The sequence below is a fragment of the Pseudogemmobacter humi genome, from assembly GCF_900609055.1.
Lineage (GTDB): Bacteria > Pseudomonadota > Alphaproteobacteria > Rhodobacterales > Rhodobacteraceae > Pseudogemmobacter > Pseudogemmobacter humi.
Map to the genome: position 1 here is coordinate 14,126 of NZ_UXAW01000068.1, position 23,598 is coordinate 37,723.

Here is a 23,598-nt window from a genome sequence, read left to right on the forward strand (position 1 = left end):
GTAACAATGACGACGTCCAGACGGAAATTCCTCAGCACCGGCGCTCTGGCCGCCGGGGCCGCCGCTCTTGCTGCCCCCGCCGTGCGTGCGCAGGCCGCGCCGATCAGATGGCGGATGCAGACCTATGCCGGGGCCGCCCTCGGCGAGCATGTCTGCAAGCCCGCCATCGAGCTGTTCAACAAGATCGCCGCCGGGCAGATGGAGATCGAACTCTATTACGCCGACCAGCTGGTTCCGACCTCGGAGCTGTTCCGCGCCATGCAGTCGGGCACCATCGATGCGGTGCAGTCGGATGACGATTCCATGCAGTCGCCGACCGAAGTCACCGTCTTCGGCGGCTATTTCCCCTTCGCCAGCCGCTACAGCCTGGACGTGCCGGTGCTGTTCAACCAGTATGGGCTGAAGCAGATCTGGGAAGAGGAATACGCCAAGGCCGGCGTCCGGCACATCTCGGCCGGGGCCTGGGATCCCTGCCATTTCGCCACCAAGGATCCGATCAACAGCCTCAAGGATCTGGAAGGCAAGCGCGTCTTCACCTTCCCGACCGCGGGCCGCTTCCTCGCCCAGTTCGGCGTGGTGCCGGTGCAGCTGCCGTGGGAAGACATCCAGGTCGCGCTGCAAACCGGCGAGCTCGACGGCATCGCCTGGTCCGGCATCACCGAGGATTACACGGTGGGCTGGGCCGATGTGACGAAATACTTCCTGACGAACAACATCTCGGGCGCCTGGATCGGCCATTTCTTCGCCAACCAGGACCGCTGGAACGAGGTGCCCGAACATCTTCAGGCGCTGATGGAGGTCTGTTTCGAGCAGTCGCATTACTACCGCCAGTGGTGGTACTGGGGCGGCGAGGCCGATCTGCGCGTCAACGGGCCGAAGCTGGAGCTGACCTCGATCCCCGACGAGGAATGGGCCACCGTCGAGGCCGCCGCCCGCACCTTCTGGGACGAGATCGCGGCGGAATCCGAGACCAAGGCCAAGGTCGTCGAGATCTTCAAGAAATACAACGATGTGATGGCAAAATCGGGCCGTCCCTATCGTTACGGCTGACCCCATCGGCGGGGGCGGGGACATATCCCGCCCCCGCGACCACGGGAGGATGAAGGAATGATCCACGCGGCTGACTGCTGGCCCAGAAAACCCGAGTTCGGCGGCGCCGAACCCGCGTCCCGCCGCATCTGACACCCGGTTTCATTCCCTTTCACGACAGACAGAGGCCGCAAATGCCTGCGAATCTTACACTCGACACCCTCAGGGCCGCTTTTGACTCCGGCGAGATCGACACCGTTCTGGTGGTCGCCCCGGACATGCAGGGCCGCCTGATGGGCAAGCGTTTCCACGCCGGATTCTTCCTGAACGGCGGCTATGAGGAGACGCATTGCTGCAATTACCTGCTCGCCCTCGACATGGAGATGGTGACCGTCCCGGGCTACCGCTCGGCCGGCTGGTCGCAGGGCTATGGCGATTACGTCATGAAGCCCGACCTCTCGACGCTGCGCCGCCTGCCCTGGCTGCCGGCGACCGCCATGGTGATGTGCGACCTGCTCGACCATCACACCCATGAGGAAATCGCGATCAGCCCCCGCGCGATCCTGAAGAAACAGGTCCTGCGCGCCCGAGCCATGGGGTTCGAGCCGATGATGGCGACCGAACTCGAATTCTACCTGTTCGAGAACAGCTACGAGAGCCTGCGCGACGACGGTTTCGGCAAGCTCAGGCCCGCCTCGGCCTATAACGAGGATTATCACATCTTCCAGACCACCAAAGAGGAAGATGTGATGCGCGATGTGCGCAACCACCTCTGGGGCGCGGGGATCCCGGTCGAGAACACCAAGGGCGAGGCCGATGCCGGCCAGGGCGAGGTGAACTACCGCTATTCCGACGCGCTGGATACCGCCGACAACCACTCGATCATCAAACAGGCGGTGAAGGAAATCGCCTGGGCCAAGGGCAAGTCCGTCACCTTCATGGCCAAATATGACCACCGCAAGGCCGGATCGGCCGCGCATGTGCATCAGTCGCTCTGGACGCTGGACGGCAAGCCCGCCTTCGTGGATGAAGCCGACCCCAAAGGCATGTCGCAGCTGATGAAGCATTTCGTCGCCGGGCAGCTTGCGGCGGCCGAAGAGATGACCGTTTTCCTCGCGCCCTACGTCAACAGCTACAAGCGCTTCACCGTGGGGATGTTCGCGCCGACGAAAGTGGTCTGGTCCTCGGACAACCGCACCGCGGGCTTCCGCATCTGCGGCGAGCACACCAAAGGCGTGCGGGTGGAATGCCGCATCCCCGGCTCGGACGTGAACCCCTACCTGACCTGCGCGGCGCTGCTGGCGGCGGGGCTGGACGGGATCGAGCAGAAGCTGGAACTGCCGCCCGAGACCACCGGCGACATGTATTCCGCGGGCGGCCTGCCCGAGATCCCGAACAATCTGCGCGATGCGGCGGCGGCGCTGAAAGCCTCGGCCCGTTACCGCAAGGCCTTCGGCGACGAGGTGGTCGATCACTACCATCACGCCGCCGAATGGGAGATCGCAGAGACCGACCGGGTGGTGACGGATTTCGAATTGCAGCGCCTGCTTGAGCGCGCGTGATCACGGCGGGCGCGGCCCGCAGCAAAAGGTGAAAAGATGAAACCTGTTCAACTTGTCTCGCCGGTGGACGGCTCGGTCTATGCCGAGCGCCAGCCACTGGCCCCCGAGGCGGCCGAGGCCGCCGTCGCCCGCGCCCGCGCCGCGCAACCCGCCTGGGCCGCAAGGCCGCTGGCAGAGCGTATCGCGCTGGTGAAGGCGGGCGTCGCGAAACTGACGGAAATGAAGGACGAGATCGCCCCGGAGCTTGCCGCCCAGATGGGCCGCCCGATCCGCTTCGGCGGCGGCGAATTCGGCGGGGTGAATGCCCGCGCCGATTACATGGCCTCGATCGCCGAAGAGACGCTGGCGCCGAAGGTGGTCGAAGACAGCGGCGCCTTCCGCCGCTACCTCGCGCGTGAGGCGCTTGGCGTGATCTTCGTCATCGCGCCGTGGAACTACCCGTTCCTGACCGCGATCAACACCATCATCCCCGGGCTGATCGCCGGCAATACCATCGTGCTGAAACACGCAAGCCAGACGCTCCTCGCGGGCGAGCGGCTGGCGCAGGCCTTCCACGCCGCGGGCATTCCCGAAGACGTGTTCCAGAACGTGGTGCTGGATCATGCCACCACCGAGGGGCTGATCAGAGGCCGCGCCTTCGATTTCGTGAACTTCACCGGCTCGGTCAACGGCGGCCGCGCCATCGAGCGCGCCGCGGCGGGGACGTTCACGCCGCTCGGGCTGGAGCTTGGCGGCAAGGATCCGGGCTATGTCCGGGCCGACGCCAATCTCGACGCCGCGGTCGATACGCTGATGGACGGCGCGATGTTCAACTCGGGCCAGTGCTGCTGCGGGATCGAGCGGATCTATGTCCACGCCTCGCTCTACGATGCTTTCGTGGAAAAGGCGGTCGCCTGGGTGAACGGGCTGAAGCTCGGCAATCCGAACGACGAGACCACCACGCTCGGCCCGATGGCGAATGTGCGCTTCGCCAAAGTGGTGCGCGACCAGATCGCCGAGGCCGTCGCCAAAGGCGCGAAGCCGCTGATCGACCCGGCCGCTTTCCCCGCCGACGATGGCGGCGCCTATCTCGCGCCGCAGATCCTGGTGGATGTCGATCATTCGATGTCGGTGATGACCGAGGAAAGCTTCGGCCCGGTGGTCGGCATCATGAAGGTCGCCTCGGACGAAGAGGCGATCCGGCTGATGAACGACAGCCCTTACGGCCTGACCGCCTCGATCTGGACCGAAGATTACGACACCGCCGCCGGGATCGGCGCGCAGATCGAGACCGGCACGATCTTTATGAACCGCGCCGACTACCTCGATCCCGCGCTCTGCTGGACCGGCTGCAAGGACACCGGCCGCGGCGGCGCGCTGTCTTACCTGGGTTATCTGTCGGTGACCCGCCCGAAATCCTATCATCTCAAGAAGGTGTGACATGACGCATGGCGTCCCCAACCGGAACTGGTCCTACCCGACCGCGATCAAATTCGGCGTCGGCCGGATCGGCGAACTCGCAGAACACGCGAAAGAGGCGGGGCTGAAGAAGCCGCTTCTGGTGACCGACAAGGCGCTGGCGGCGCTGCCGATCACCGCCCAGGCGCTCGACGTGCTGGAGGCCGCGGGGCTCGGTCGCGCGGTGTTCTCCGAGGTCGATCCGAACCCGAACGAGAAGAACATGGCCGACGGCATCGCCGTCTACAAGGCGGGCGGCCATGACGGGGTGATCTGCTTCGGCGGCGGCTCGGCGCTGGATCTGGGCAAGATGATCGCCCTGATGGCGCATCAGCGCGCGGATCTGTCGGTCTGGGATCTGGAGGATGTGGACGACTGGTATACCCGCGCCGATGGGACGAAGATCGCCCCCATCGTCGCGGTGCCCACCACCGCCGGAACCGGATCGGAGGTCGGGCGCGCGGGCGTGCTGACCAATTCCGCGACCCATAAGAAGAAGATCATCTTCCATCCGAAACTGATGCCGGCCGTGACCATCTGCGACCCCGCGCTGACGGTGGGAATGCCGAAGTTCATCACCGCCGGCACCGGCATGGATGCTTTGGCACATTGTCTGGAGGCCTATTCCAGCCCGATCTACCATCCGATGAGCCAAGGCATCGCACTGGAAGGGCTGCGGCTGATCTTCGAGAACCTGCCGGTCGTTTACCGTGAGCCCGACAACCTGATGGCCCGCGGCCATATGATGTCGGCCGCCGCCATGGGCGCGGTCGCGTTCCAGAAGGGCCTCGGCGCGATCCATTCGCTGTCGCATCCGGTGGGGGCGATCTACAACACCCATCACGGCACCACCAATGCGGTGGTGATGCCGATGGTGCTGGACTTCAACCGCCCGGCGATCGAATCCCGCATCGACGCGGCGGCGGCTTATCTCGGCATCAAGGGCAGCTTCGACGGTTTCCGCGCCCGGATCATGGAACTGCGCGCGGAACTGGCGATCCCGGCGAACCTGACCGCCATGGGGGTTGATCCGGCCCGGCTGGACGAGATGACCGAAATGGCGCTGGAAGATCCGTCCTGCGGCGGCAACCCGATCGGGATGACGCGCGAGAATACCCGTGCGCTCTATCAGGCCTGCATGTAAGATCAGGTAAAACCCGACGCCCCGGACCCGCCCAGGCGGGCCGGGGTTTGTCTGTTCTGTGCAAGCGAGCCCATGAAACGCCTCTCGACCGAAATCGCCGTCATCGGGGCCGGAGTGATCGGCCTGACCATCGCCGAACGCCTTCTGGCCGAGGGCCGCGAGGTCACTCTGATCGACCCCGAGCCGCCCGGAATGGGCGCATCCTACGGCAATGCGGGCACCATCGCCGATTACGCGGTGGCTCCGGTCGGCACGCCGGATGTGCTGAAGAACCTGCCCTCGCTGCTGTTCAACCGCAATTCGCCGCTGGCGATCCGCCGCGCCGCGCTGCCCGCGCTGATGCCCTGGCTTTTGCGTTTCGCGCGGCAGAGCCTGCCGGGGGCGGCGGCCCGCAACGCCGCCCATATCGCCGCGCTTCTGGCCGATGCCGGGCCGATGTGGCTGGATCTGGCGCAGCGCGCCGGGGCCGACGGAATCGTCCAGCCACGCGGCTGTCTCTACATCTACCGCCACCCCGCCCAGGTCGCGGCAGCGCAGCGCGAAATGGAGGGGCGCCGGGCGCTCGGCGTCAGCGTCGAGGTGATCGACGGCGCGCAGCTTGCCGCGCTGGAGCCGGGCCTGCCGCCCCATGCCGGCGCCGCCTTCTTTCCCGAGGCGATCTTTCTCAACGATCCGGGCCTGATGATGCAGGCCATCGCCGCGCAGGTCACCCCCCGGGCGCAACTGCTGCCGGGCCGGATCGGGCGGCTTGCGCGCCAGGTCAGCGGCGTCACCCTCGACGGGCGGATGAGCGACGGCACCGCGCTGCATCTGCATGCCCGCCGGGTGGTGATCGCGGCGGGCGCCCATTCCCGCGCCCTCGCGCAGCAGGCGGGCGACCGCATCCCGCTCGACACCGAGCGCGGCTATCATGCCGAATGGGACATGGAGACCCCGCCGCTGACCCGGCCATCCTGCGTCACCGAACGCGGCTTCTACCTCTGCCCGATGGCGGGGCGGCTGCGGGTGGCGGGGACGGTGGAGCTTGGCGGGCTCACTCTGCCGCCCTCGGCCCACCGGATCGCGAAACTGGTCGAAGGCGCGCGGACGGTGTACCCCGACCTGCCCGAGCCCGACCGGACATGGATGGGCTTTCGCCCCTCGATCCCCGACAGCCTGCCGGTGATCGGCCCCTCGCGCGGGGGGCCCGAGGTGCTGCACGCCTACGGCCACGGCCATATCGGCGTGACGCTGGCCCCGGTCACCGCCCGGCTGATCGCCGATCTGATCGCGGGCCGCGATCCGGGGCCGCAGATCGCCGCCACCCTGCCCTCGCGGTTCTGACGGCCACATTGTCCCTCGGGCCACGGGCGCAATCCCACGGCCGAGCCCCCGCCGCTCGCCGCAGCCTTCCCCCCGGCGCCCAGCCCCGCTAGCATGGGGCCGATGTATCTTCTGTTCGAGCATTTCCTTGTCGTCATGGGCGTGCTGGCCGTCGCCAGCGCCATCGTGCTGGCGCTGCAGCCGCGCCGCACGCCGCAAAGCTCGGCGGCCTGGATCCTGTTCATCATCCTCGTCCCTTACATCGCGGTGCCGGTTTTCCTGGTACTGGGCTTTCGCAAATCGCGCCGCAGTTTCCCGACGCTGATGTTCCCCGCCCATCCGGGCAGCGAACCCCCGGATCCGCCCGCGCTTGCGCGCGATTTCGCCGCGCTCGGCGCCCCGGGCGCGCGGCAGGGCAACCGGATCGTGCTGCACGAGACTCCCGAGGCCGCCCGCGCCGCGCTGGAGGCGCTGGTGAAAGGCGCAAGGCACAGGATCGACATCATCCTCTACGTGCTCGCCCCCGACGCCAGCGGCCGCTGGTTCCTGGACCTGCTGACCGGGAAGCTGCGCGAGGGGGTCGAGGTGCGGCTGACCATCGACTGGCTCGGCAGCCTGCGCCGCCCCCGCCGTGCGCTGAACGCCTTTACCGCGGCCGGAGGCGAGTTGCGCTGGTTCTCGCCGCTCGGCCATCTCACCGACACCGCGAACCTGAACCTGCGCAACCACCGCAAGATGGTGATCGCCGATTGCGCGCGTGTCTGGTCGGGCGGGCGCAATGTCGGCGACGAATATCTCGCCTCGCCGCCCGGCGAATGGCTCGACCTCAGCTTCACCGCCGAGGGGCCGGTGGTCGACGGGTTCAACGCCGTCTTCGCCTCGGACTGGGAGGTGGCGGGCGATCCGCTGCCCGAGCCCGTGGCGCCGCCCTGCCCGCCCCGGGGCGAGGCGCTTTTGCAGCTGGTGCCCGCCGGCCCAGACGAGGCCCAGGACGTGCTGCACGACGGGCTGGTGGCCGCGATCTACCGCGCGCGGCGCCGGGTCTGGATCGCCACCCCCTATTTCGTGCCGACCGAATTGCTGGCGCAGGCGCTGGCCACCGCAGCGCGCTCGGGGCTGGACGTGCGGCTGTTCGTGCCGGCGAAATCCAACCAATGGACCACCGATCTGACCCGCGGCCCCTATTTGCGCGCCATGGCGCGAACCGGGGTGCGGGTTCTGCGTTATATGCCGGGGATGATGCACGCCAAGGCCGGGATCGTCGATGATGCCGCCTGGATCGGATCGGCCAATCTCGACGTGCGTTCGATGCTTCTGAATTTCGAGACGGTGATGATGATCTACGACCCCGAAACGCTCGCCGCCGTGGAAAGCTGGTTCCGCGCCCTGGAACCCGATTGCGTGGCCGGGACTGCGCCCGCGCGCCTGCCGCGCCGCCTGATCGAGGGCATCTTCCGGCTGGGGGCACCGATCCTGTGACCAGTCCCCTCCTCCGCGTCGCCAGCTACAACATCCGCAAGGCCATGGGCACCGACCGCAGGCGCGACCCCGACCGCGTGCTGCGGGTGATCGCGGACCTCGGCGCCGATGTGGTCGCGTTGCAGGAGGCCGACCTGCGCCTGCCGCCGCGCCGCCCGGTCTTCCTGCGCCAGGAGATCTACGAGCGCACCGGCCTCGTCCCGGTCAGTTTCGAGCACGGGCGCGAGTCGCTCGGCTGGCACGGCAATGCGCTGCTGGTCTCGCCCGGGTTCCAGGTGATCGAGCGCCACCACCAGGACCTGCCGGGGCTGGAGCCGCGTGGCCTCGTCTCGGCGCTGCTCGCGCAGGGCGAGCGGCGGCTTCGGGTGGTCGGCGTCCATCTGGGCCTGTTGCGCCAGTCGCGCCGCCAGCAGCTTTCGGCGCTCTTGGAGATGATCCCGCCCGGCGAGCAGGTGCCGACCCTGATCGCCGGCGATTTCAACGAACGCTCGCTGGAGGTCGGGCTGGGGCGGCTGGCGAAACGCTTCCGCATCCTGTCGGGCGGGCCGACCTACCACTCGCGCCACCCGCTGTTCGCGCTGGACCGGATCGCGATCTCGGATCAGTTCGCCGGGGGCGAGGCCAGCGTCTTCACCAGTTTCGACGCAAGCCGCGCCTCGGACCACCTGCCGCTGGTGGCGGATGTGAGCCTGGAGGGTATCCCGGGATTGCCCGCGGCCCGGGAGGAGTAGCGAGGGCGCCGCCCCCTGCCGCTCACGCCGCACCTCGTGGCGGTCTGTTTGCTGTCGTCGTGAAAAAGCGATTTTGCCCGACGTCCGACCGGATGAGCGAAGTCCCTGGCCGGGTTAACAGTCGCGCAGCGACCCGGACCAGCGCCCGACCGCACCGGAGGGCGGGCGCTCCCGCGCCGACAGTTCGCGGCTCCACCCGAACAAGGGAGCGAAGCATAAAGCGTCGGCACCGCGCCCGACCGCAGGACACCGCTCGGGCGCAGGCCTCTGTTGTGCGCTATGAACCCAAAGCTGCCTTTCGTGCCGGATGAAGGATGCCGACTAGAAAGCAGTTAGCGCTTCAACTCCGAAGTTTTCGCAGTCCTCCGGCAAGACAAGGAGATCGGAGACCTCTGACTTAGCACCAACTGGCCTAAGAACGAGCAGCATCCGATTGTTCGCCCCCTTAATGAAATCAAAAACGGCGAATGTATGCTGCCCGTATGCTGCAACTATCGCATATTTTTTTGCCTCGAACTCGAAACCGAGGCGATGAAACATATGCGGCGACAAACGAGTCGTGGTGTCGCACAAAGGCAGAAGCACGAATGATGAGTAAAAAGCCTGAACGATATCCTCCCACTCATCATACGCGGATTCGTAATCTGTCACGATGCCGGCCTCCTCAGCGTAAGGCAGAACTGCCTCAAGCGCTCGCAGCACCAATACCAACTGTCTTTGCAGATCGATCTGATCACTCATGTTAGCCCGTCTTTGTTCGTCGAAGGCGATGCGGCACAAATACCCTGCGGGCGGCAACATCCTCCCCGAGATTCCGCTTGACGACGTTATTTAACAGAACTTGCGACCTCGAATGAGGATCGCAATAACGGCCCGGGAGAATGTCCGCTCCTCCCGCCAACCGGACGCCTCCTCACAGCATCCCCGGCACCACCTGATCCGGGGGACGGTGGCCGTCGGCGAAGGTCTTGATGTTGATCAGCACCTTCTCGCCCATCTCGATCCGCCCCTCGATCGTGGCCGAGCCCATATGCGGCAAAAGCACCACGTTCGGCACCTCGCGCAGGCGCGGGTTGATCTGGTTGCCGCGCTCGTAGACATCCAGCCCCGCCCCGGCGATCTCGCCCGCCCGCAACGCCCGCGTCAGCGCGTTCTCGTCGATCACCTCGCCGCGCGAGGCGTTCACCACCACCGCCGAGGGCTTCATCAGCTTCAGCCGCCGTGCGTTCAGCAGGTGGAAGGTCGAGGGCGTATGCGGGCAGTTGATCGACACGATGTCCATCCGCGCCAGCATCTGGTCAAGGCTCTCCCACCAGGTCGCCTCCAGCTCTTCCTCGATCTCGGGGCGCACCCGGCGGCGGTTGTGGTAATGCACCTGGCAGCCGAACACCTTCGCGCGCCGCGCCACCGCCTGGCCGATCCGCCCCATGCCGAGGATGCCGAGCCGCTTTCCGGCAAGGCGCGAGCCGAGGAAGGCCATCGGCGACCAGCCATCCCAATTCCCCCCGGCCATCGAAGCGATGCCTTCGGGGATGCGCCGCGTCACCGCCATGATCAGCGCCATCACCATATCGGCGGTGTCCTCTGTCACCACGCCCGGCGTGTTCGACACGAGGATCCCGCGCGAGCGCGCCGTCGCCACGTCGATATGATCGACGCCCGAGCCGTAATTGGCGATCAGCCGGAGCCGGTCGCCCGCCTGGCCGATCAGCGCCGCGTCGATCTGGTCGGTGATCGTCGGCACCAGCACATCGGCGCTCTGCATCGCTTCGGCCAGTTCCTCGCGGCTCATTCTGGTGTCGGGGTCACGCAGCCGGACATCGAACAGCTCTTTCATCCGGGTCTCGACCGGCTCGGGCAGGCGTCGCGTCACGACAACACTCAGGCGTGGCGATGGCATTGCTTTCCCCCCGTATCTTTCAAAAGGCGCGTATCCAGGGCAGAGTGCGGGGAAGCGGGGCGGATCACAAGCCCCGAGAGAGAGGCAACCGGAAGCGGCGGGAAAATTCCGCCGCAAAGAGCGGGCGGGCGATATGCGGAACACCATGGCGGCGCGTTGGGGCCTGATTGCGGCGATGCTGATCGGCGCGGGACCGGGCCATGCGCAGGACAGCGCCCAGGACACCGAAGCCGCGATCGAGACCGCCGTCGCGGGCGCCTCGGCCGATGCCCCCGCCGCTGCGCGCAAGCAGAAGGAATGCAGCCCCGACATCGGCTGCGTCACCAATCTGCCGCTGCCGCGCTATGTCTCGCTGAAGGGCGAAGAGGGCAACGCCCGGCGCGGCCCGGGGCTGACGCACCGGATCGACTGGGTGTTCACCCGCCCCGGCATGCCGCTGAAAGTCACCGCCGAATACGAGAACTGGCGCCGGGTCGAGGATCAGGACGGCGCCGGGGGCTGGGTGCATTACGCGCTTCTGTCCGGGGTGCGTTCGGTGCTGATCACCACCGATATGGCGGAATTCCGCGACGCGCCGCGGATGGATGCCCGGGTGATCGCCCAGGCCGAGCTTGGCGTGGTGGCGCGGGTGCTGGAATGCCGGCCCGACTGGTGCCGGATCTCGGTCTCGGGCGAACGGGGCTGGGTGGCGAAAACCGCGCTCTGGGGCGTGGGCGAGGCCGAAGTGATCGACTGACCGGACGGTCAGACTTTCCCTTGCGGCGGCGCGGGAATTATGCAACCGTATAATCCAACTTCCGTAGCGAGGGCTTCCCTCGGAAAAGCGCCATGCCCGCCGCAGACCAGCCCCAGGCGCCGCCCGAACGCCGGCCCTATATCCGCGATACCGAGGAAAACCGCCGCGAGGCGTTGATCGAGGCGATGCAGGATCTGGTGGCCGAGGGCGGACCGCAGGCGGCCACCGTGCGCGCCATCGCCGCCCGCGCGGGCGTGACGCCGGGGCTGATCCGGCACTATTTCGGCTCGAAAGACGAACTGGTCCGCGCCTCTTATACCGCGCTGATGGACGGGATGACCGACCACGGCGCCGCCGCGCTGGCGCAGGCGGGCGAAGATCCGGCCGAGCGTCTGGCGGTTTTTGTCGCCTCCTCGCTGCGCCCGCCGGTGCTGGATCCGCGCGCGGCCGGGCTCTGGGCGGGCTATCTGCACCGGGTGCAGGGCGATCCCGCGCTCTTGTCGCAGCATGAAACCTCTTACCTGCGCTATCGCGACCGGCTGCAAGACCTGATCGAGGCCCTGAGCCGCGACCGCACCCCCGGCCAGTCGCGCCGCGAGGCCATCGCCTGCAATGCGGTGATCGACGGGCTGTGGCTGGAGGGCTCGGTTCTGGGCGAGCGGTTCGCGCCAGGCGAGCTGGTGCGGATCGGCCTGCGCTCGGTCGGCGCGATCATCGGGGTCGATCTGATGCAATATGGGACGGCCGTTCCCGAACTCGGCCCCGAAGGGAAAGCGCCATGAGATATTCCTCGGTCCACGAACGCCTCGCCGGGCTCGGCTCAGCCAAATGGGAGGTTCACCGCCTTGCCCGCGAGAAGAAGGCCGCCGGGCAGCAGATCATCGAACTGACCATCGGCGAGCCGGACGAGGCCACCCCGCCCGGGATGATCGAGGCGGCCAGGGCGGCGATGCGGCCAGGGCGGCTCGGCTATTCCGACGGCAAGGGCGAGCCGGGTCTGCGCGCGGCGCTGGCGCGGCGCTACAGCGAAAGGCGCGGGCGCCCGATCGGGCCGGATCAGATCACCTGCCTGCCCGGCACCCAGACCTGCCTTTACGCGATCTTGCGCACCCTGGTCGAGGCGGGCGACGAGGTGATCCTCGGCGATCCGATGTATGCCACCTATGAGGGGCTGATCGCCCAGACCGGCGCGACCGCGGTGCCGGTCGCGCTGCGCCCCGAAGCGGGGTTCCGCATCCGCCCCGGGGACGTGGCCGCCGCGATCACGCCGAAAAGCCGGGTTCTGTTCCTCAACACGCCGCACAACCCCACCGGCGCCGTGCTGCGCCGCGAGGACATCGCAGCCCTTGGCGAGCTGGCGCGGGCGCATGATCTCTGGATCGTCTCGGACGAGGTTTACGAGGATCTGGTGTTTCCGGGCGTGACCTTCACCTCGCCGCTCGACCTGCCGGAACTGGCCGAACGCAGCATCGCCGCCTGTTCGATCTCGAAGTCCCATGCCGCGCCGGGGTTCCGCTCGGGCTGGGTAGTCGGGCCCGCGGAATTTTCCGCGCGCCTGTTGCCGCTTTCCGAAATCATGCTTTTCGGCAGCCAGCCCTTCATCGCCGACATGACCGAACATGCCATTTCCGAACCTTCGCCGGTGGCGGCCGGCATGGTCGCCCGTTTCGCGCGCCGCGCCGCGATCATCGCCGATGCGCTGGACGGCGAGGCGGGCCTGCGCGTCCACCGCCCCGAGGCGGGGATGTTCGCGCTGATCGACGTGCGCGCCACGGGGCTGTCGGGCCATGACTTCGCCGTCGGGTTGCTGGAGGAGCAATCCGTCGCCGTCATGCCGGGCGAAAGTTTCGGCCAGGGGCTGAACGGCTGGCTGCGGCTGTCGCTGACCCAGCCGGACGAGGCCATCACCGAAGCCTGCCGCCGCATCAAAGCCCATGCCCTGAGCCGCCGCGGCCGCGCGGCCTGACCCTATCGGGCGCGACGCATCAGCGGCACGAGGGCGAAGATCGCCAGCAACATGACCGCGGCAAAGACAAAGGCCGCGCGCAGCCCGAAGACCCCGGCAATGATCCCGAGGCTGGGCGGTCCGACGAAATAGCCGCAATAGCCCAGAAGCGTGGCCCGGGCGATGGCGCGGGCGCGGGCCTCGTCGCTCGAATGCCGCCCGACCAGCGAGAAGGCGGTCGGCGCGATGACCGAGGCGCCGATCCCCATGATGATGAACCCGGCATAGGCCATGGCCGGGCTGCCGGCCTGGGCCGCGATCAGCGAGCCCAGAGCCGCCACCAGCGCGCCGCCTTTCAGGAGTGCGAAAGGATCGGTCCGCGCGACGATCCCCTGCCCCGCCAGCCGCGCGATCCCCATGGTCAGCGCCAGCGCCGCCGGGCCGAGCGCGCCCTCCCCCGGGCTGCCGCCGAGGGTCTTTTCGATATGCAGCGCCGACCAGCCCTCGGCCGCGTTCTCGGTCAGGAAGGCGATCAGCACCATGCCGCCGCCGATCAGCGGCACCGGCCCCAGCCCCGGCCCGCCGCCCTCGGGGCGTTTCAGCCCGTGAACGGTGCCGTCGCGCTCCCATGTCAGCGCGGCAAGCAGCAGCGCGATCAGTGCGAGCATCCCCATGACCTGGCCCGGCGGCCAGGCCATGCCGCGCAGGACGCCGGTGAGGATCGCGCCGCCGGCATAGCCGAAGGAATAGGCCGCATGGGCGAGGTTCATCAGATGCAGGCCGCGCCTCGTCTCCAGCTCCGCCGTGCGGGCGTTCATCAGCACGTCGGTCAGCCCGGTGCCCGCGCCGCAGCACATCATGGCAAGCGGAAACAGCCAGGCCACGGTGACATGGCCGGGCAGCATGAAGGCCAGCGCCATCAGCGCGGTGGCGACCGGCAGCGCCACCCGGCCCAGCCGGTGGCCGATGCCGGGCGCCAGCAGCATGGCGGTGACCGCGGCAACCGGCGTGAACAGCAGCAGAAAGCCGAGCCGGGCCTCATCCACCCCGAGCGCGGCTTTCAGATCGGGCAGCACGGCGGCAAAGGTGCCCCAAAGAAGCCCCATCGCAGCGAAAGCCGCGACCACCGCCCTTGCGGCGGCGACAGTTGCGATGAATGACATCACTCTCTCCCGTTCGCCCCTGTCTGCCCGCTGGCGGGGGGCGGCGTCCATCCCGGCAGCGACATTTTCTGTCGCTGGCCAGGGGCGCAGATTTCCGGCTTTCCTTCGCTGCGATTCCCCGCTATAGGCCCCCGGTCCGTCATGCACCCTTGGAGGATGGCGGCTAACCCATATTACGGAGAATACCAATGGCTCGTGAGATCCCGGATCTTCAGGCCGTGGTGCGGACGGGGACAGGCAAGGGGGCCGCCCGTCAAGCCCGCAGAGAGGGCAACGTACCCGGCATCATCTATGGCGACGGCAAGGAACCAACCCCGATCGCCATCGGCTACAACTATCTGCTCAAGCGCCTGAAGCAGGGCCGCTTCCTGCAAACGCTGTTCAACCTCAAAGTCGAGGGCCAGCCGGATCAGCATGTGATCTGCCGCGGCGTGCAGCGCGACGTGGTGAAGGACCTGCCGACCCATGTCGATTTCATGCGCATCCACGACAATTCGCGGATCAACCTGTATATCCACGTTGATTTCGTGAATGCCGACAAGGCTCCGGGCATCAAGCGCGGCGGCACGCTGACCGTGGTGCGCGCCGAGGTCGAGCTGGAAGTGCTGGCCTCGGACATCCCGGACCACATCACCGTGGACCTGGAAGGCAAGCAGATCGGCGATGTGATCCACATCGAAGACGTGACCCTGCCCGCCGGCGTGAAGCCGACCATCGACCGCAATTTCGTGATCGCGAATATCGCGGCGCCTTCGGGTCTGGCCGCGGCGGAAGCGGAAGAAGACGCCGCCTGATCCGGGCGCAGTCTGTGAGATACCGCGGGGGGCCATTGGCCCCCCGTCTGCTTTTCCGGCCCCGGGCGAGGGATGGCTGATGTCGCCGGGGGGCTGTCTGCCCCCCACGGTGCCGCAAGCGGCACCTCCCCCCGAGGATATTTTCAGACAGAAAATGAGGGGAGGCTCTTTCGGGTCCGGCGCGGTTTCGGGGATTCCCCCTCCCGATTTGGCCTAGGAAACACGGTAGCGGGGCGCTTCTGCCTCCGGCGGCGGCGCAAGGGTGCTCTCCCATCGGCTTTCCTCACCGATGGCCGCCCCTGGGGATATGCCGGAGGGAGCGAGGCGGTGTTCGGGAAGCCGGGGGTGCGGATCTTGCTGTGGCCGGTTCAGGCGCCGATATGCTGGACGGATTCGAAGGTCTCCAGCTGAGGATGCGCGAGGATCACCCCCTTGTGCCCGCCCGCCCCGCCATGGGCGGCGCGGAAGGCCTCGGAGCGGGTCCAGTCGCGAAAGGCCTCTTCGCTTTCCCAAAGCGTATGCGAGGCGTAGAGGCGGACGCCCTCTGCCTCGGCGCCTTTCATCAGATGGAAGCTGACGAAGCCCGGCACCTGCGGCAGATGGCTGTCGCGGTTCTTCCAGATCGCCTCGAAGGTGGCTTCCTCGCCGGCTTTCACTTTGAAACGGTTCATCGTCAGATACATCTTCGCCTCCTGCTTGATGGCGGGGATTTCAGGGCCTGCCGGGGCCGGGGTCAAGCAGGTTCCGTGCCGCAGCGGCGGAACACGACCGTCGCCCCGCGCGAGCCTTCGGGCTCATAGGCGAAGCCCTGGGCGGAAAGGCGGTCGAACAGCGCCCTCGTGCCCTCGGGGCCATAGGCGGCGGGGTGGATCTCGGCCACGATCAGCCGCAGCGCGGGGGGCATCGGGGCGGCGAGCACCCGGAGTTCCGCGCCTTCGATGTCGCAGCAGATCACCGTCGGTGCGATCTCTTCCATGAGGCCGGTGATGCGGCGCGCGGGCACCGGGCGGCGGGTCGCGTTTTCGGGCCAGTCGCCCGCGCCTTGCAGCGCCGAGGCCCAGAAGGCCGGGCGCTGGCCGAATTCGACCTCCTCCCCGGGGAAATCGTCTCCGACCGCCGCGGCGTGGATCACCCGCGCCTCGCGAAAGCCGTTCAGCGAAAGATTGGCGCGGGCGAACCCCACGGTGTCCCAGCCCGCCTCGACCCCGGTGACGGCGGCCGCGCCGGTGATCCGGGCGGCGAGGCAGCACAGAAACCCCATCCCAGCGCCCAGATCGAGGAAGCGGTCGCCGGGCAGAAGATGGATTTCCAGCGCATCGGCCTCGGTCTTCTCGTAGCGCCCCGAGGCCAAGGCGCCGCCGATCCCGCCGCGCAATGCGCTGTCGGGCAGTTCAAAATTCAGATCGCGCAGGGTGAAAAGCCGCATCTCGCCCGCTGTGTTGAAGGCGGCGTGTTGAGACACTTCCGGCTCCGGTCTATACCCGAAAGGCTACGCCGCGCCGCGCGCGAGGTCCAGCGAGCGGGGGAAGGATATGAAACTCTTTGTCGGCCTCGGCAATCCGGGCACGAAATATGCCGGCAACCGGCACAATATCGGCTTCATGGCGGTGGAGCGGATCGCGGCGGATCACGGCTTCACCCCCTGGCGCCGCGCGTTTCAGGGCGAGGTGTCCGAGGGTCGGCTGGGGCGCGAGAAGGTGGTGGCTCTGAAGCCGCAGACCTTCATGAACCTTTCCGGTCAGTCGGTCAGGGCGGCCGCGGATTTCTACAAGCTGGCCCCGGAGGAGATCACGGTCTTTCACGACGAGCTGGATCTCGCGCCGGGGAAATGCCGGGTGAAACAGGGCGGCGGCCATGCCGGGCACAACGGGCTGCGCTCGATCCACGCGCATCTGGGCGAGGCTTACGGACGGGTACGGCTCGGGATCGGTCATCCGGGGCACAAGGATGCGGTGGCGCATTACGTGCTGCACGATTTCGCCAAGACGGACCGCGACTGGCTGGATGACCTGCTGCGCGGGATCTCGGACGGGGCTGCGGCTCTGGCTGAGGGCGACGCGGCGAAATTCATGAATGCGGTCAGCCTGCGGGTGGCGCCGCCGCGGTCCTCGGGGGGCGAAGCAAAGGCGAAGCCCGCGGCGGAGTCTGCGCCCGCTCCGGCGGCGGATACGCGCAGCCCGTTGCAAAAGCTGGTGGACAGGTTCCGCTGAGCGCCTGGCCGCAGCTCTGGCGGCAATGTCGGAACGGGGGGCTGTCTGCCCCCCGCGGCCTTCGGCCTCCCCCCGAGGGTATTTGCCTCAAGGTGAAAGGGGCTTTCATCCTGATATAAATACCCATACCCGGGTGGTGTCAGCCCTCGCCGCGGGGGATCAGACCGGCAAGCGCGCGCGAGACGATGGCCGAGACGCCGGGCCGCTCGCGGGCCAGGAAGGGCAGCGGGCGGCAAAGCTCCATGGCAGCGACGCCGACGCGGGCGGTCAGCGCGCCGTTCACCACCCCCTCGCCGAAGCGGCGCGAGAGTTTCGACAGCACCCCGCCCCCGGCGAGCGAGCCGACCATATCATCCGCGAGCGCCACCGCCCCGGTGGCGATCAGGCTGGAGAACACCCGGCGCAGAAGGCTCCAGCTTCCCAGCGTTCCCGCCCGGCCGCCGTAGATCGTGGCGATGCGGCGGATCATCGTGACATTGGCGTAAAGCGCCACCGCCACATCCGCCAGCGCCAGCGGCACCACCGCGGTGACCAGCGCCACGCGGCGCGCGGCCCCCTCGACCTCGGCACGGGCGAGCGTGTCGAGAGGCGCGAGGATCTCGGTCTCGGCCAGAACGAGCAGCGCATCGGCATCCATCACCTCGGGGCGGATCTCGGCGAAGCGGCGCAGGCCCCAGGCGGCCTCGGGGCGTCTGGCGCAAAGCGCGGCGATGCTGTCGGCCACATCGCGGGCGGCTTTCAGATCGGCCTTCGCCTTCGCCGCAAGCGCCTGTTCGCGCAGGTGGTCGATCCGGGCGAGGCGGGCAAAACCCACGGCCTCGCGCAGCGTCAGCAGCAGCGCAAACAGCACCGCCAGCGCGACCAGCACGAAGGCGATCCAGCCGAGCAGCGCGTTCGAGGCGAAGAGAGAGGTCACGAAATCCCAGGCCGCGACCGACAGCACGAAGGTGAACAGCGTGCCGAAGACCCAGACAGCGGCCCGGGTCAGCCGCGAGGGCCGCGCGCGGGCGACCGCGGCCACCGTCTGCATCGCGCGCCCGTCCGGGGAGAGTTCGGGCACCTCGGGGGCGAGGCCGGGGTCGGGCTGATCGCCCTCGTCCAGATTCAGCACGAAGGGTTTGGGCGGCAGGCTCACAGCCGGTCTCCGATCAGGAATTCCACCGCCCGGTCAAGGCGGATATGCGGCGGCCCCTCGCCCGGGCGCAGGTTCAGCCGCGCCGGGGCGAAGGCCATCATGCCGAATTCGGCGTCGAGCCATTTCTGCGCGCCTTCGCGCGCGGGCGACAGGATCCGTGCCGGATCGAGCGGCAGCGCGCCCGCATACATCACCGCCGGGCGGCCGGTCTCCAGCAGGCGCCCGCGCACCGCGGGCAGCACACTGCCGTCGCGTTCGGCCATCTCCTCGACCGTGGCGCGCAGGCTGGCGAGCGACAGCGCCGCCACCCCGGCCCCGGCGAATTCCGCGCGGCCCTTCGCGTCGGCCACCAAAGCCTCGGTGATCGCGGTCAGCGCCGGGTGCTGCTCATGGTGCAGATGGTCGGCGCGGGTGGCGGCGAACAGGATCCTGCCGACCCGCCGCGCGCCGATCAGCGACGAGAGCCAGCCCGCGCGGCCGACGCGGAAGGCGGTCAGGATCTCGGCCATGACCTTGCGCAGATCCTCGACCGCCTGAGGCCCCTGGTGGATCGCGCCCAGCACATCCATCAGCACGATCTGCCGGTCGATGCGCGAGAAATGATCGCGGAAGAACGGGGTGACGACCTTCGCCCGGTAGCCGTCGTAGCGCCGCGCCATCTCGCGCCAGAGGCTGCCGCGCGGGCTCGTCGCGGGCGCGGGCAGCGGCGCGAAGGTCAGGACCGGGCTGCCGGCCAGATCGCCTGGCAGAAGGAACCGGCCCGGGGTGCAGTCGGACCAGCCCGCGGCACGGGCGGCGGTCAGGTAGCGGGTGAAGGCCTGGGCCAGCGCCAGAACCTGCGGCTCGTCAAGCGGCAGCGCCCCGTCCGCCGCGCGGGCGATGGCGAGGAAATCGCGCGCCTCGGCCAGCCGCCCGGCCCGTTTCGCGACCAGCGCCAGCGTGTCCTCGGACCAGGACTCATAGCTCTTTTCCATCAGCGCGAGGTCGAGCAGCCATTCGCCCGGATAATCCACGATGTCGAGATGCAGCACCTGCGGCCCGCGCCAGCCCGCGAACCAGCCCGAGGGGCGGATGCGCAACGACAGCCGCAGCTCGGAGATCGAGCGGGTGGATTCGGGCCAGCGCGGATCGTCGCCGGTCAGCGCGGCAAGATGGGCCTCGTAATCGAAGCGCGGCAGGGTCAGATCGGGCTGCGGTTGCAGATGGACCGCCTCGATCCGCCCCTCGCGCGCCGCCGTCAGCTGCGCCATGCGGCCGCGATTGAGCAGGTTCGCGATCAGCGCGGTGATGAACACGGTCTTGCCCGCGCGCGACAGGCCGGTCACGCCGAGCCGCAGCACGGGCTCGAACAACATGGCCGAGACGCCGGCCTGAACATTGTCCACCCCGCGCGCGAGGCCGTCGGTAATGCCGGAAAGTGCCAAGGCCGTCCCCTTCTGCCGCAGCGCGAAGATAGGGGACGGCACGGCGGTTGGGAAGGTGGACGGCGCGATGGTGTTGGGCTAAGCGGCGGGAATGGCGCGGTTTGCTTTCAGGATCGAATACGACGGGGGGCCGTTCAGCGGCTGGCAGCGCCAGGCGGGCGGCCAGGCGTCGGTGCAGCAGACCTTCGAGGAGGCGCTGGCACGGCTGGAGCCGGGCGATCACCGGATCGCCGCCGCCGGGCGCACGGATGCCGGAGTCCATGCGACGGGCCAGGTCGCCCATGCCGATCTGGCGAAGGACTGGGATCCGTTCCGGCTGGCGCAGGCGCTGAACTGGCATCTGAAACCGGCGCCGGTGGCGGTAAGCGCCTGCGCGCGGGTGGCGGACGATTTCCACGCACGGTTCTCGGCCATGGAACGGCGCTATCTGTTCCGGCTGGTGGCGCGGCGCGCGCCGGCGGTGCTGGAGCGCGGCCTCGTCTGGCAGGTGCCGAACCGGCTGGACCTGGGCGCTATGCGGGCTGGCGCGGCGCATCTGGTCGGGCGGCACGATTTCACCACCTTCCGCGCCGCAATGTGCCAGGCCGACAGCCCGGTGAAGACGCTCGACGAGATCAGCATCGAGGAACTGCCCTTCCCCGGCGGGGCCGAGTTCCGCTTCCACCTGCGGGCGCGCAGCTTCCTGCACAACCAGGTGCGCTCGATCGTCGGCACGCTGGAGCGGGTCGGCGCCGGGGCCTGGCCGCCCGAACGGGTGGGCGAGGCTCTGGCCGCCAGAGACCGTGCCGCCTGCGGGCCGGTCTGCCCGCCGCATGGGCTGTATCTGACCAGGGTGTCCTATCCGGCCGATCCTTTCGCGGGCTGAGGCAGATCGCGGGCCGTTGGCCCGCCAAGGGGCCGTCTGCCCCCTGCGGCGCCTGACGGCGCCACCCCCGAGAGTATTTCTTCAGGGTGAAAAGCATGGCCCCGCTTTGGGCGGCCACGGCGCGCCCCGGCGTGTCGAAGCCTGGCGCGGGACCGGATCTTTCGCGGGATATGGCTTTCACCCTGACGGAAATACCCTCTGGGTCGTCCATCGGTTTCGCCATCGGTTCGAGGAGCCGATGGACAGGGGCGCCGCGACGCGCGGGGAGCAGACGGCCCCCGTTCCGCCGCGAGGAAAGGATGGACCGGGCCGCCGGTTTCGCTTAACCCGAAACCGCCAATGGGAGAGGACCGGCCGCATGACCTTCAGCCAGATCATCGTTTCGCAATTCACCGATCCGTTCCGCATCGCTCTGCTCGCCGCGCTGATCTGGACCATGCTGCGCACCCGCGGCGCCACCGGCACGCTGATCCCGCTGGCGGCAGGCGTCGCCTTCGTCGCCGTCATCATCCCCTCGACCATGGGCGCGGGCGCGGCGGTGCCGTTCCTCGACCAGGTGCTGGCGGGGCTGGTGTCGAACACGGTCATCACCGGGGTGCTTCTGGGCCTCTGGGAAGCGGTGCGGCGCCTGCGCGGCTGATCAGGCCGCCGCACACAGGGGCGCAAAGGAAAACGGGCCGGGGATCGCTCCCCGGCCCGCCTCGTTTTCGCCGCCGTCAGATCACTGGTTCTGATCGGCGAAGATGTCTTTCTTGTGGGTGCCGCCCGGCACGAACAGCGCACCGATCACCACCGTCATCAGCGCCACCACGATCGCATACCACAGGCCCGCGTAGATGTTGCCGGACTGGGCCGAGATCGCGAAGGCGGTCGCGGGAAGCAGGCCGCCGAACCAGCCGTTGCCGATGTGATAGGGCAGCGACAGGCCGGAATAGCGGATGCGGGTCGGGTAGAGTTCCACCAGCATGGCCGCGATCGGGCCGTAGACCATCGTCACCAGGATGATCAGATAGGTCAGCACCAGGACGATGGTGATCTTCTGGCCGGAGAAGATGTCGAAGAAGTGGTTGGCCTTGGCCACCGTCGTGTTCTCCTGGCCCGCGACCGGATAGCCCGCGGCGGAGAGAGCGTCGTTCAGCTCTTTGTCGAAACGCGCCTTTTCCTCGGCGGCGTTGTCGGCGATGCCCGAATAGCCCTGGATCACCGTCTCGCCCACCTGGACCGAAGCGATGGTTCCGGCCGGTGCGGCCACGGTTTCCGAATTGGCCGAACGCGAGGTCAGACCGGCTTTCAGGATGTCGCAGGAGTTGGTGAACTTCGCGGTGCCGACCGGGTTGAACTGGAACGAGCAGTCGGCCGGATCGGCGGTCACCACGATCGCGGTCTGATGCGCATGGTAGAGCATCGGGTTCGCGGTCTTGGTCAGGAAGCCGAACACCGGGAAGTAGGTGATCGCAGCGATCAGGCAGCCGCCGAGGATGATCGGCTTGCGGCCGATGCGGTCCGACAGTTTGCCGAAGAAGATGAAGCCGTAGGTGCCAAGGATCAGCGACCAGGCCACGAAGACGTTGGCCGAGAAGCTGTCGACCTTGATCACGTTCTGCACGAAGAACAGCGCGTAGAACTGGCCCGAATACCAGACCACGGCCTGGCCGGCGGTAAGGCCGAGCAGCGCGATCAGGGCGATCTTGCCGTTGCGCCAGTTGCCGAAAGCCTCACGCAGCGGGGCTTTGGACTGGGCGCCCTCTTCCTTCATCTTCTTGAAGGCGGGCGATTCGTTCATCTGGAGACGGATATAAAGCGACACCAGCAACAGGAAGATCGAGCCGAGGAACGGGATCCGCCAGCCCCAGGCGTTGAACGCCTTCATCATCTGCGGCGTGCCATCGGCCAGCAGCACCGGCAGACCGGCCGCATCCAGCACCGGCTGGTCGGGGTAGTTGCCGTTGACATAGCCCTGCACCATCAGGATCACGATCAGCGAGAGCAGAAGGCCCAGCGTCGCCGTGGTCTGGATGAACGAGGTGAAATAGCCGCGCTGGTTCTGCGGTGCGTGTTCGGCCACATAGACCGCAGCGCCGCCGTATTCGCCGCCGAGCGCCAGGCCCTGCAACATCCGCAATGCGATCAGGATGATCGGCGCCGCGACGCCCCAAGTGTAGTAGCTGGGCAGCATGCCGACGATGAAGGTCGAGAAGCCCATGATGAGGATGGTCATCAGGAAGGTGTATTTGCGGCCGATCAGGTCGCCCAGCATCCCGAAGACCAGCGCGCCGAACGGGCGCACGATGAAGCCTGCCGCAAAGGCCAGCAGCGCGAACACGTTGCGGGTGGCCTCGGGGAAGGGCGTGAAGAACTGCGCGCCGATGATCGCGGCGAGCGAACCATAGAGGTAGAAATCATACCATTCGAAGATCGTGCCCGCGGAAGAGGCGAGAATGACCTTCTTCTCTTCCCTGGTCATGGGACGTGCGCGGTCGCGCACGTCGGGGGTTGTTGCTACCATCGGCTTCCTCCTTGTTTGGCCCGCCCGCGGCGGAGCCATATCCCGTTTTTCTGTCAGGTCTCTGGCCGCGCGCGGCGCAATGGACCTGTTGGTGCGGCCTTCTCAGGGGCGCGGCATCGGCGTTGCCGGAGGATTCTCCGGCGGCTCCGGTCTGTGCGCGCACCTTTTGCGCCTCATGTCAGTCTCTTCCGCCCGGGGCTTTTGCTGCCGCCCCGGAAGGTTTCGTTTCAGGCGGT

Annotated in this window: 22 protein-coding genes; 14 read left to right on the plus strand and 8 right to left on the minus strand. The window is 67.9% G+C overall.

The genetic code is table 11. The features are described 5' to 3' along the window. The first annotated feature begins 6 nt into the window (after window positions 1-6). The 7 genes from XINFAN_RS10735 (at window position 7) to XINFAN_RS10765 (ending at window position 8,684) form a co-directional block, all read left to right on the plus strand. Window positions 7-1,050, plus strand: coding sequence for a TRAP transporter substrate-binding protein (locus tag XINFAN_RS10735; RefSeq protein ID WP_124086777.1), 1,044 nt, complete (start codon window positions 7-9; stop codon window positions 1,048-1,050). Between the two features lie 173 nt (window positions 1,051-1,223). Further along, window positions 1,224-2,591, plus strand: a complete 1,368-nt coding sequence (locus tag XINFAN_RS10740; RefSeq protein WP_124086779.1) for a glutamine synthetase family protein — start codon at window positions 1,224-1,226, stop codon at window positions 2,589-2,591. Window positions 2,592-2,627: 36 nt separating this feature from the next. Beyond that, entirely contained in the window at window positions 2,628-4,010 is a 1,383-nt protein-coding gene (locus tag XINFAN_RS10745) for an aldehyde dehydrogenase family protein (protein WP_124086783.1), read from the plus strand. 1 nt (window position 4,011) lies between these two features. Next, window positions 4,012-5,172 (plus strand): iron-containing alcohol dehydrogenase, encoded by a 1,161-nt coding sequence (locus tag XINFAN_RS10750; protein WP_124086787.1) that lies wholly within the window; start codon window positions 4,012-4,014, stop codon window positions 5,170-5,172. 72 nt (window positions 5,173-5,244) lie between these two features. Then, window positions 5,245-6,495, plus strand: coding sequence for an NAD(P)/FAD-dependent oxidoreductase (locus tag XINFAN_RS10755; protein ID WP_124086790.1), 1,251 nt, complete (start codon window positions 5,245-5,247; stop codon window positions 6,493-6,495). 102 nt (window positions 6,496-6,597) lie between these two features. Further along, window positions 6,598-7,953 (plus strand): phospholipase D-like domain-containing protein, encoded by a 1,356-nt coding sequence (locus XINFAN_RS10760; protein ID WP_160144592.1) that lies wholly within the window; start codon window positions 6,598-6,600, stop codon window positions 7,951-7,953. Next, window positions 7,950-8,684: an endonuclease/exonuclease/phosphatase family protein gene (locus XINFAN_RS10765; RefSeq protein ID WP_124086796.1), complete on the plus strand. Its 735-nt coding sequence runs from the start codon at window positions 7,950-7,952 to the stop codon at window positions 8,682-8,684. The genes XINFAN_RS10760 and XINFAN_RS10765 overlap by 4 nt, the downstream gene beginning before the upstream one ends. A gap of 321 nt (window positions 8,685-9,005) precedes the next feature. Here XINFAN_RS10765 and XINFAN_RS10770 read toward each other — a convergent pair whose 3' ends face one another. Beyond that, on the minus strand, window positions 9,006-9,425 hold the full coding sequence (locus XINFAN_RS10770; RefSeq protein ID WP_124086799.1) for a hypothetical protein: 420 nt from the start codon (window positions 9,423-9,425) through the stop codon (window positions 9,006-9,008). Window positions 9,426-9,597: 172 nt separating this feature from the next. Next, window positions 9,598-10,584: a 2-hydroxyacid dehydrogenase gene (locus XINFAN_RS10775; RefSeq protein ID WP_124086802.1), complete on the minus strand. Its 987-nt coding sequence runs from the start codon at window positions 10,582-10,584 to the stop codon at window positions 9,598-9,600. Window positions 10,585-10,717: 133 nt separating this feature from the next. On the opposite strand from XINFAN_RS10775, the gene XINFAN_RS10780 reads away from it, so the two are divergent. The 3 genes from XINFAN_RS10780 to XINFAN_RS10790 all read left to right on the plus strand — a co-directional run bounded on the left by XINFAN_RS10780 (window position 10,718) and on the right by XINFAN_RS10790 (window position 13,286). Next, a complete protein-coding gene (locus tag XINFAN_RS10780) occupies window positions 10,718-11,320 on the plus strand; it encodes an SH3 domain-containing protein (protein WP_199286405.1) in 603 nt (200 codons plus the stop codon). Between the two features lie 92 nt (window positions 11,321-11,412). After that, on the plus strand, window positions 11,413-12,102 hold the full coding sequence (locus XINFAN_RS10785) for a TetR/AcrR family transcriptional regulator (RefSeq protein WP_124086805.1): 690 nt from the start codon (window positions 11,413-11,415) through the stop codon (window positions 12,100-12,102). Beyond that, window positions 12,099-13,286 carry a pyridoxal phosphate-dependent aminotransferase gene (locus XINFAN_RS10790; RefSeq protein ID WP_124086809.1) on the plus strand — a complete coding sequence of 396 codons (1,188 nt, stop codon included), beginning with the start codon at window positions 12,099-12,101 and terminating at the stop codon, window positions 13,284-13,286. The genes XINFAN_RS10785 and XINFAN_RS10790 overlap by 4 nt, the downstream gene beginning before the upstream one ends. Window positions 13,287-13,288: 2 nt before the next feature. Here the strand turns inward: XINFAN_RS10790 and XINFAN_RS10795 are convergent, their stop codons facing one another. Next, window positions 13,289-14,428 (minus strand): MFS transporter, encoded by a 1,140-nt coding sequence (locus XINFAN_RS10795; RefSeq protein ID WP_124086812.1) that lies wholly within the window; start codon window positions 14,426-14,428, stop codon window positions 13,289-13,291. 188 nt (window positions 14,429-14,616) lie between these two features. Here XINFAN_RS10795 and XINFAN_RS10800 point away from each other — a divergent pair, with 188 nt between their 5' ends. Then, window positions 14,617-15,222 (plus strand): 50S ribosomal protein L25/general stress protein Ctc, encoded by a 606-nt coding sequence (locus tag XINFAN_RS10800; protein ID WP_124086815.1) that lies wholly within the window; start codon window positions 14,617-14,619, stop codon window positions 15,220-15,222. A 368-nt stretch (window positions 15,223-15,590) separates the two neighbouring features. Here XINFAN_RS10800 and hmuQ read toward each other — a convergent pair whose 3' ends face one another. Continuing rightward, window positions 15,591-15,905, minus strand: coding sequence for a heme-degrading protein HmuQ (gene hmuQ / locus XINFAN_RS10805; protein WP_124086818.1), 315 nt, complete (start codon window positions 15,903-15,905; stop codon window positions 15,591-15,593). Between the two features lie 50 nt (window positions 15,906-15,955). After that, window positions 15,956-16,684, minus strand: a complete 729-nt coding sequence (locus XINFAN_RS10810) for an FkbM family methyltransferase (RefSeq protein WP_124086820.1) — start codon at window positions 16,682-16,684, stop codon at window positions 15,956-15,958. Between the two features lie 70 nt (window positions 16,685-16,754). On the opposite strand from XINFAN_RS10810, the gene pth reads away from it, so the two are divergent. Then, complete coding sequence (pth, locus tag XINFAN_RS10815) at window positions 16,755-17,432, plus strand: aminoacyl-tRNA hydrolase (RefSeq protein WP_124086822.1); 678 nt, start codon at window positions 16,755-16,757, stop codon at window positions 17,430-17,432. Between the two features lie 139 nt (window positions 17,433-17,571). On the opposite strand, the gene XINFAN_RS10820 is transcribed toward pth, so the two are convergent. Beyond that, complete coding sequence (locus tag XINFAN_RS10820) at window positions 17,572-18,567, minus strand: YcjF family protein (RefSeq protein ID WP_435530863.1); 996 nt, start codon at window positions 18,565-18,567, stop codon at window positions 17,572-17,574. Beyond that, window positions 18,564-19,991 (minus strand): YcjX family GTP-binding protein, encoded by a 1,428-nt coding sequence (locus XINFAN_RS10825; protein WP_233352190.1) that lies wholly within the window; start codon window positions 19,989-19,991, stop codon window positions 18,564-18,566. Before XINFAN_RS10825 ends, XINFAN_RS10820 begins: the two co-directional genes overlap by 4 nt. Window positions 19,992-20,082: 91 nt before the next feature. On the opposite strand from XINFAN_RS10825, the gene truA reads away from it, so the two are divergent. Then, window positions 20,083-20,856, plus strand: coding sequence for a tRNA pseudouridine(38-40) synthase TruA (gene truA, locus XINFAN_RS10830; RefSeq protein WP_124086825.1), 774 nt, complete (start codon window positions 20,083-20,085; stop codon window positions 20,854-20,856). 358 nt (window positions 20,857-21,214) lie between these two features. After that, window positions 21,215-21,496 carry a hypothetical protein gene (locus XINFAN_RS10835; RefSeq protein ID WP_124086828.1) on the plus strand — a complete coding sequence of 94 codons (282 nt, stop codon included), beginning with the start codon at window positions 21,215-21,217 and terminating at the stop codon, window positions 21,494-21,496. Between the two features lie 81 nt (window positions 21,497-21,577). On the opposite strand, the gene XINFAN_RS10840 is transcribed toward XINFAN_RS10835, so the two are convergent. Beyond that, window positions 21,578-23,362 (minus strand): MFS transporter, encoded by a 1,785-nt coding sequence (locus XINFAN_RS10840; protein WP_199286406.1) that lies wholly within the window; start codon window positions 23,360-23,362, stop codon window positions 21,578-21,580. Window positions 23,363-23,598: the final 236 nt, after the last annotated feature.

Bases quoted from the DNA above. Each gene is read 5' to 3' on its own strand.
- XINFAN_RS10800 (WP_124086815.1), top strand. From the start codon at position 14,617: ATGGCTCGTGAGATCCCGGATCTTCAGGCCGTGGTGCGGACGGGGACA.
- XINFAN_RS10835 (WP_124086828.1), top strand. From the start codon at position 21,215: ATGACCTTCAGCCAGATCATCGTTTCGCAATTCACCGATCCGTTCCGC.
- XINFAN_RS10840 (WP_199286406.1), bottom strand. From the start codon at position 23,362: ATGGTAGCAACAACCCCCGACGTGCGCGACCGCGCACGTCCCATGACC.
- XINFAN_RS10790 (WP_124086809.1), top strand. From the start codon at position 12,099: ATGAGATATTCCTCGGTCCACGAACGCCTCGCCGGGCTCGGCTCAGCC.
- hmuQ (WP_124086818.1), bottom strand. From the start codon at position 15,905: ATGTATCTGACGATGAACCGTTTCAAAGTGAAAGCCGGCGAGGAAGCC.
- XINFAN_RS10780 (WP_199286405.1), top strand. From the start codon at position 10,718: ATGCGGAACACCATGGCGGCGCGTTGGGGCCTGATTGCGGCGATGCTG.
- XINFAN_RS10770 (WP_124086799.1), bottom strand. From the start codon at position 9,425: ATGAGTGATCAGATCGATCTGCAAAGACAGTTGGTATTGGTGCTGCGA.
- XINFAN_RS10775 (WP_124086802.1), bottom strand. From the start codon at position 10,584: ATGCCATCGCCACGCCTGAGTGTTGTCGTGACGCGACGCCTGCCCGAG.
- XINFAN_RS10745 (WP_124086783.1), top strand. From the start codon at position 2,628: ATGAAACCTGTTCAACTTGTCTCGCCGGTGGACGGCTCGGTCTATGCC.
- XINFAN_RS10795 (WP_124086812.1), bottom strand. From the start codon at position 14,428: ATGTCATTCATCGCAACTGTCGCCGCCGCAAGGGCGGTGGTCGCGGCT.
- XINFAN_RS10735 (WP_124086777.1), top strand. From the start codon at position 7: ATGACGACGTCCAGACGGAAATTCCTCAGCACCGGCGCTCTGGCCGCC.
- XINFAN_RS10760 (WP_160144592.1), top strand. From the start codon at position 6,598: ATGTATCTTCTGTTCGAGCATTTCCTTGTCGTCATGGGCGTGCTGGCC.
- XINFAN_RS10785 (WP_124086805.1), top strand. From the start codon at position 11,413: ATGCCCGCCGCAGACCAGCCCCAGGCGCCGCCCGAACGCCGGCCCTAT.
- XINFAN_RS10740 (WP_124086779.1), top strand. From the start codon at position 1,224: ATGCCTGCGAATCTTACACTCGACACCCTCAGGGCCGCTTTTGACTCC.
- pth (WP_124086822.1), top strand. From the start codon at position 16,755: ATGAAACTCTTTGTCGGCCTCGGCAATCCGGGCACGAAATATGCCGGC.
- XINFAN_RS10750 (WP_124086787.1), top strand. From the start codon at position 4,012: ATGACGCATGGCGTCCCCAACCGGAACTGGTCCTACCCGACCGCGATC.
- XINFAN_RS10755 (WP_124086790.1), top strand. From the start codon at position 5,245: ATGAAACGCCTCTCGACCGAAATCGCCGTCATCGGGGCCGGAGTGATC.
- truA (WP_124086825.1), top strand. From the start codon at position 20,083: ATGGCGCGGTTTGCTTTCAGGATCGAATACGACGGGGGGCCGTTCAGC.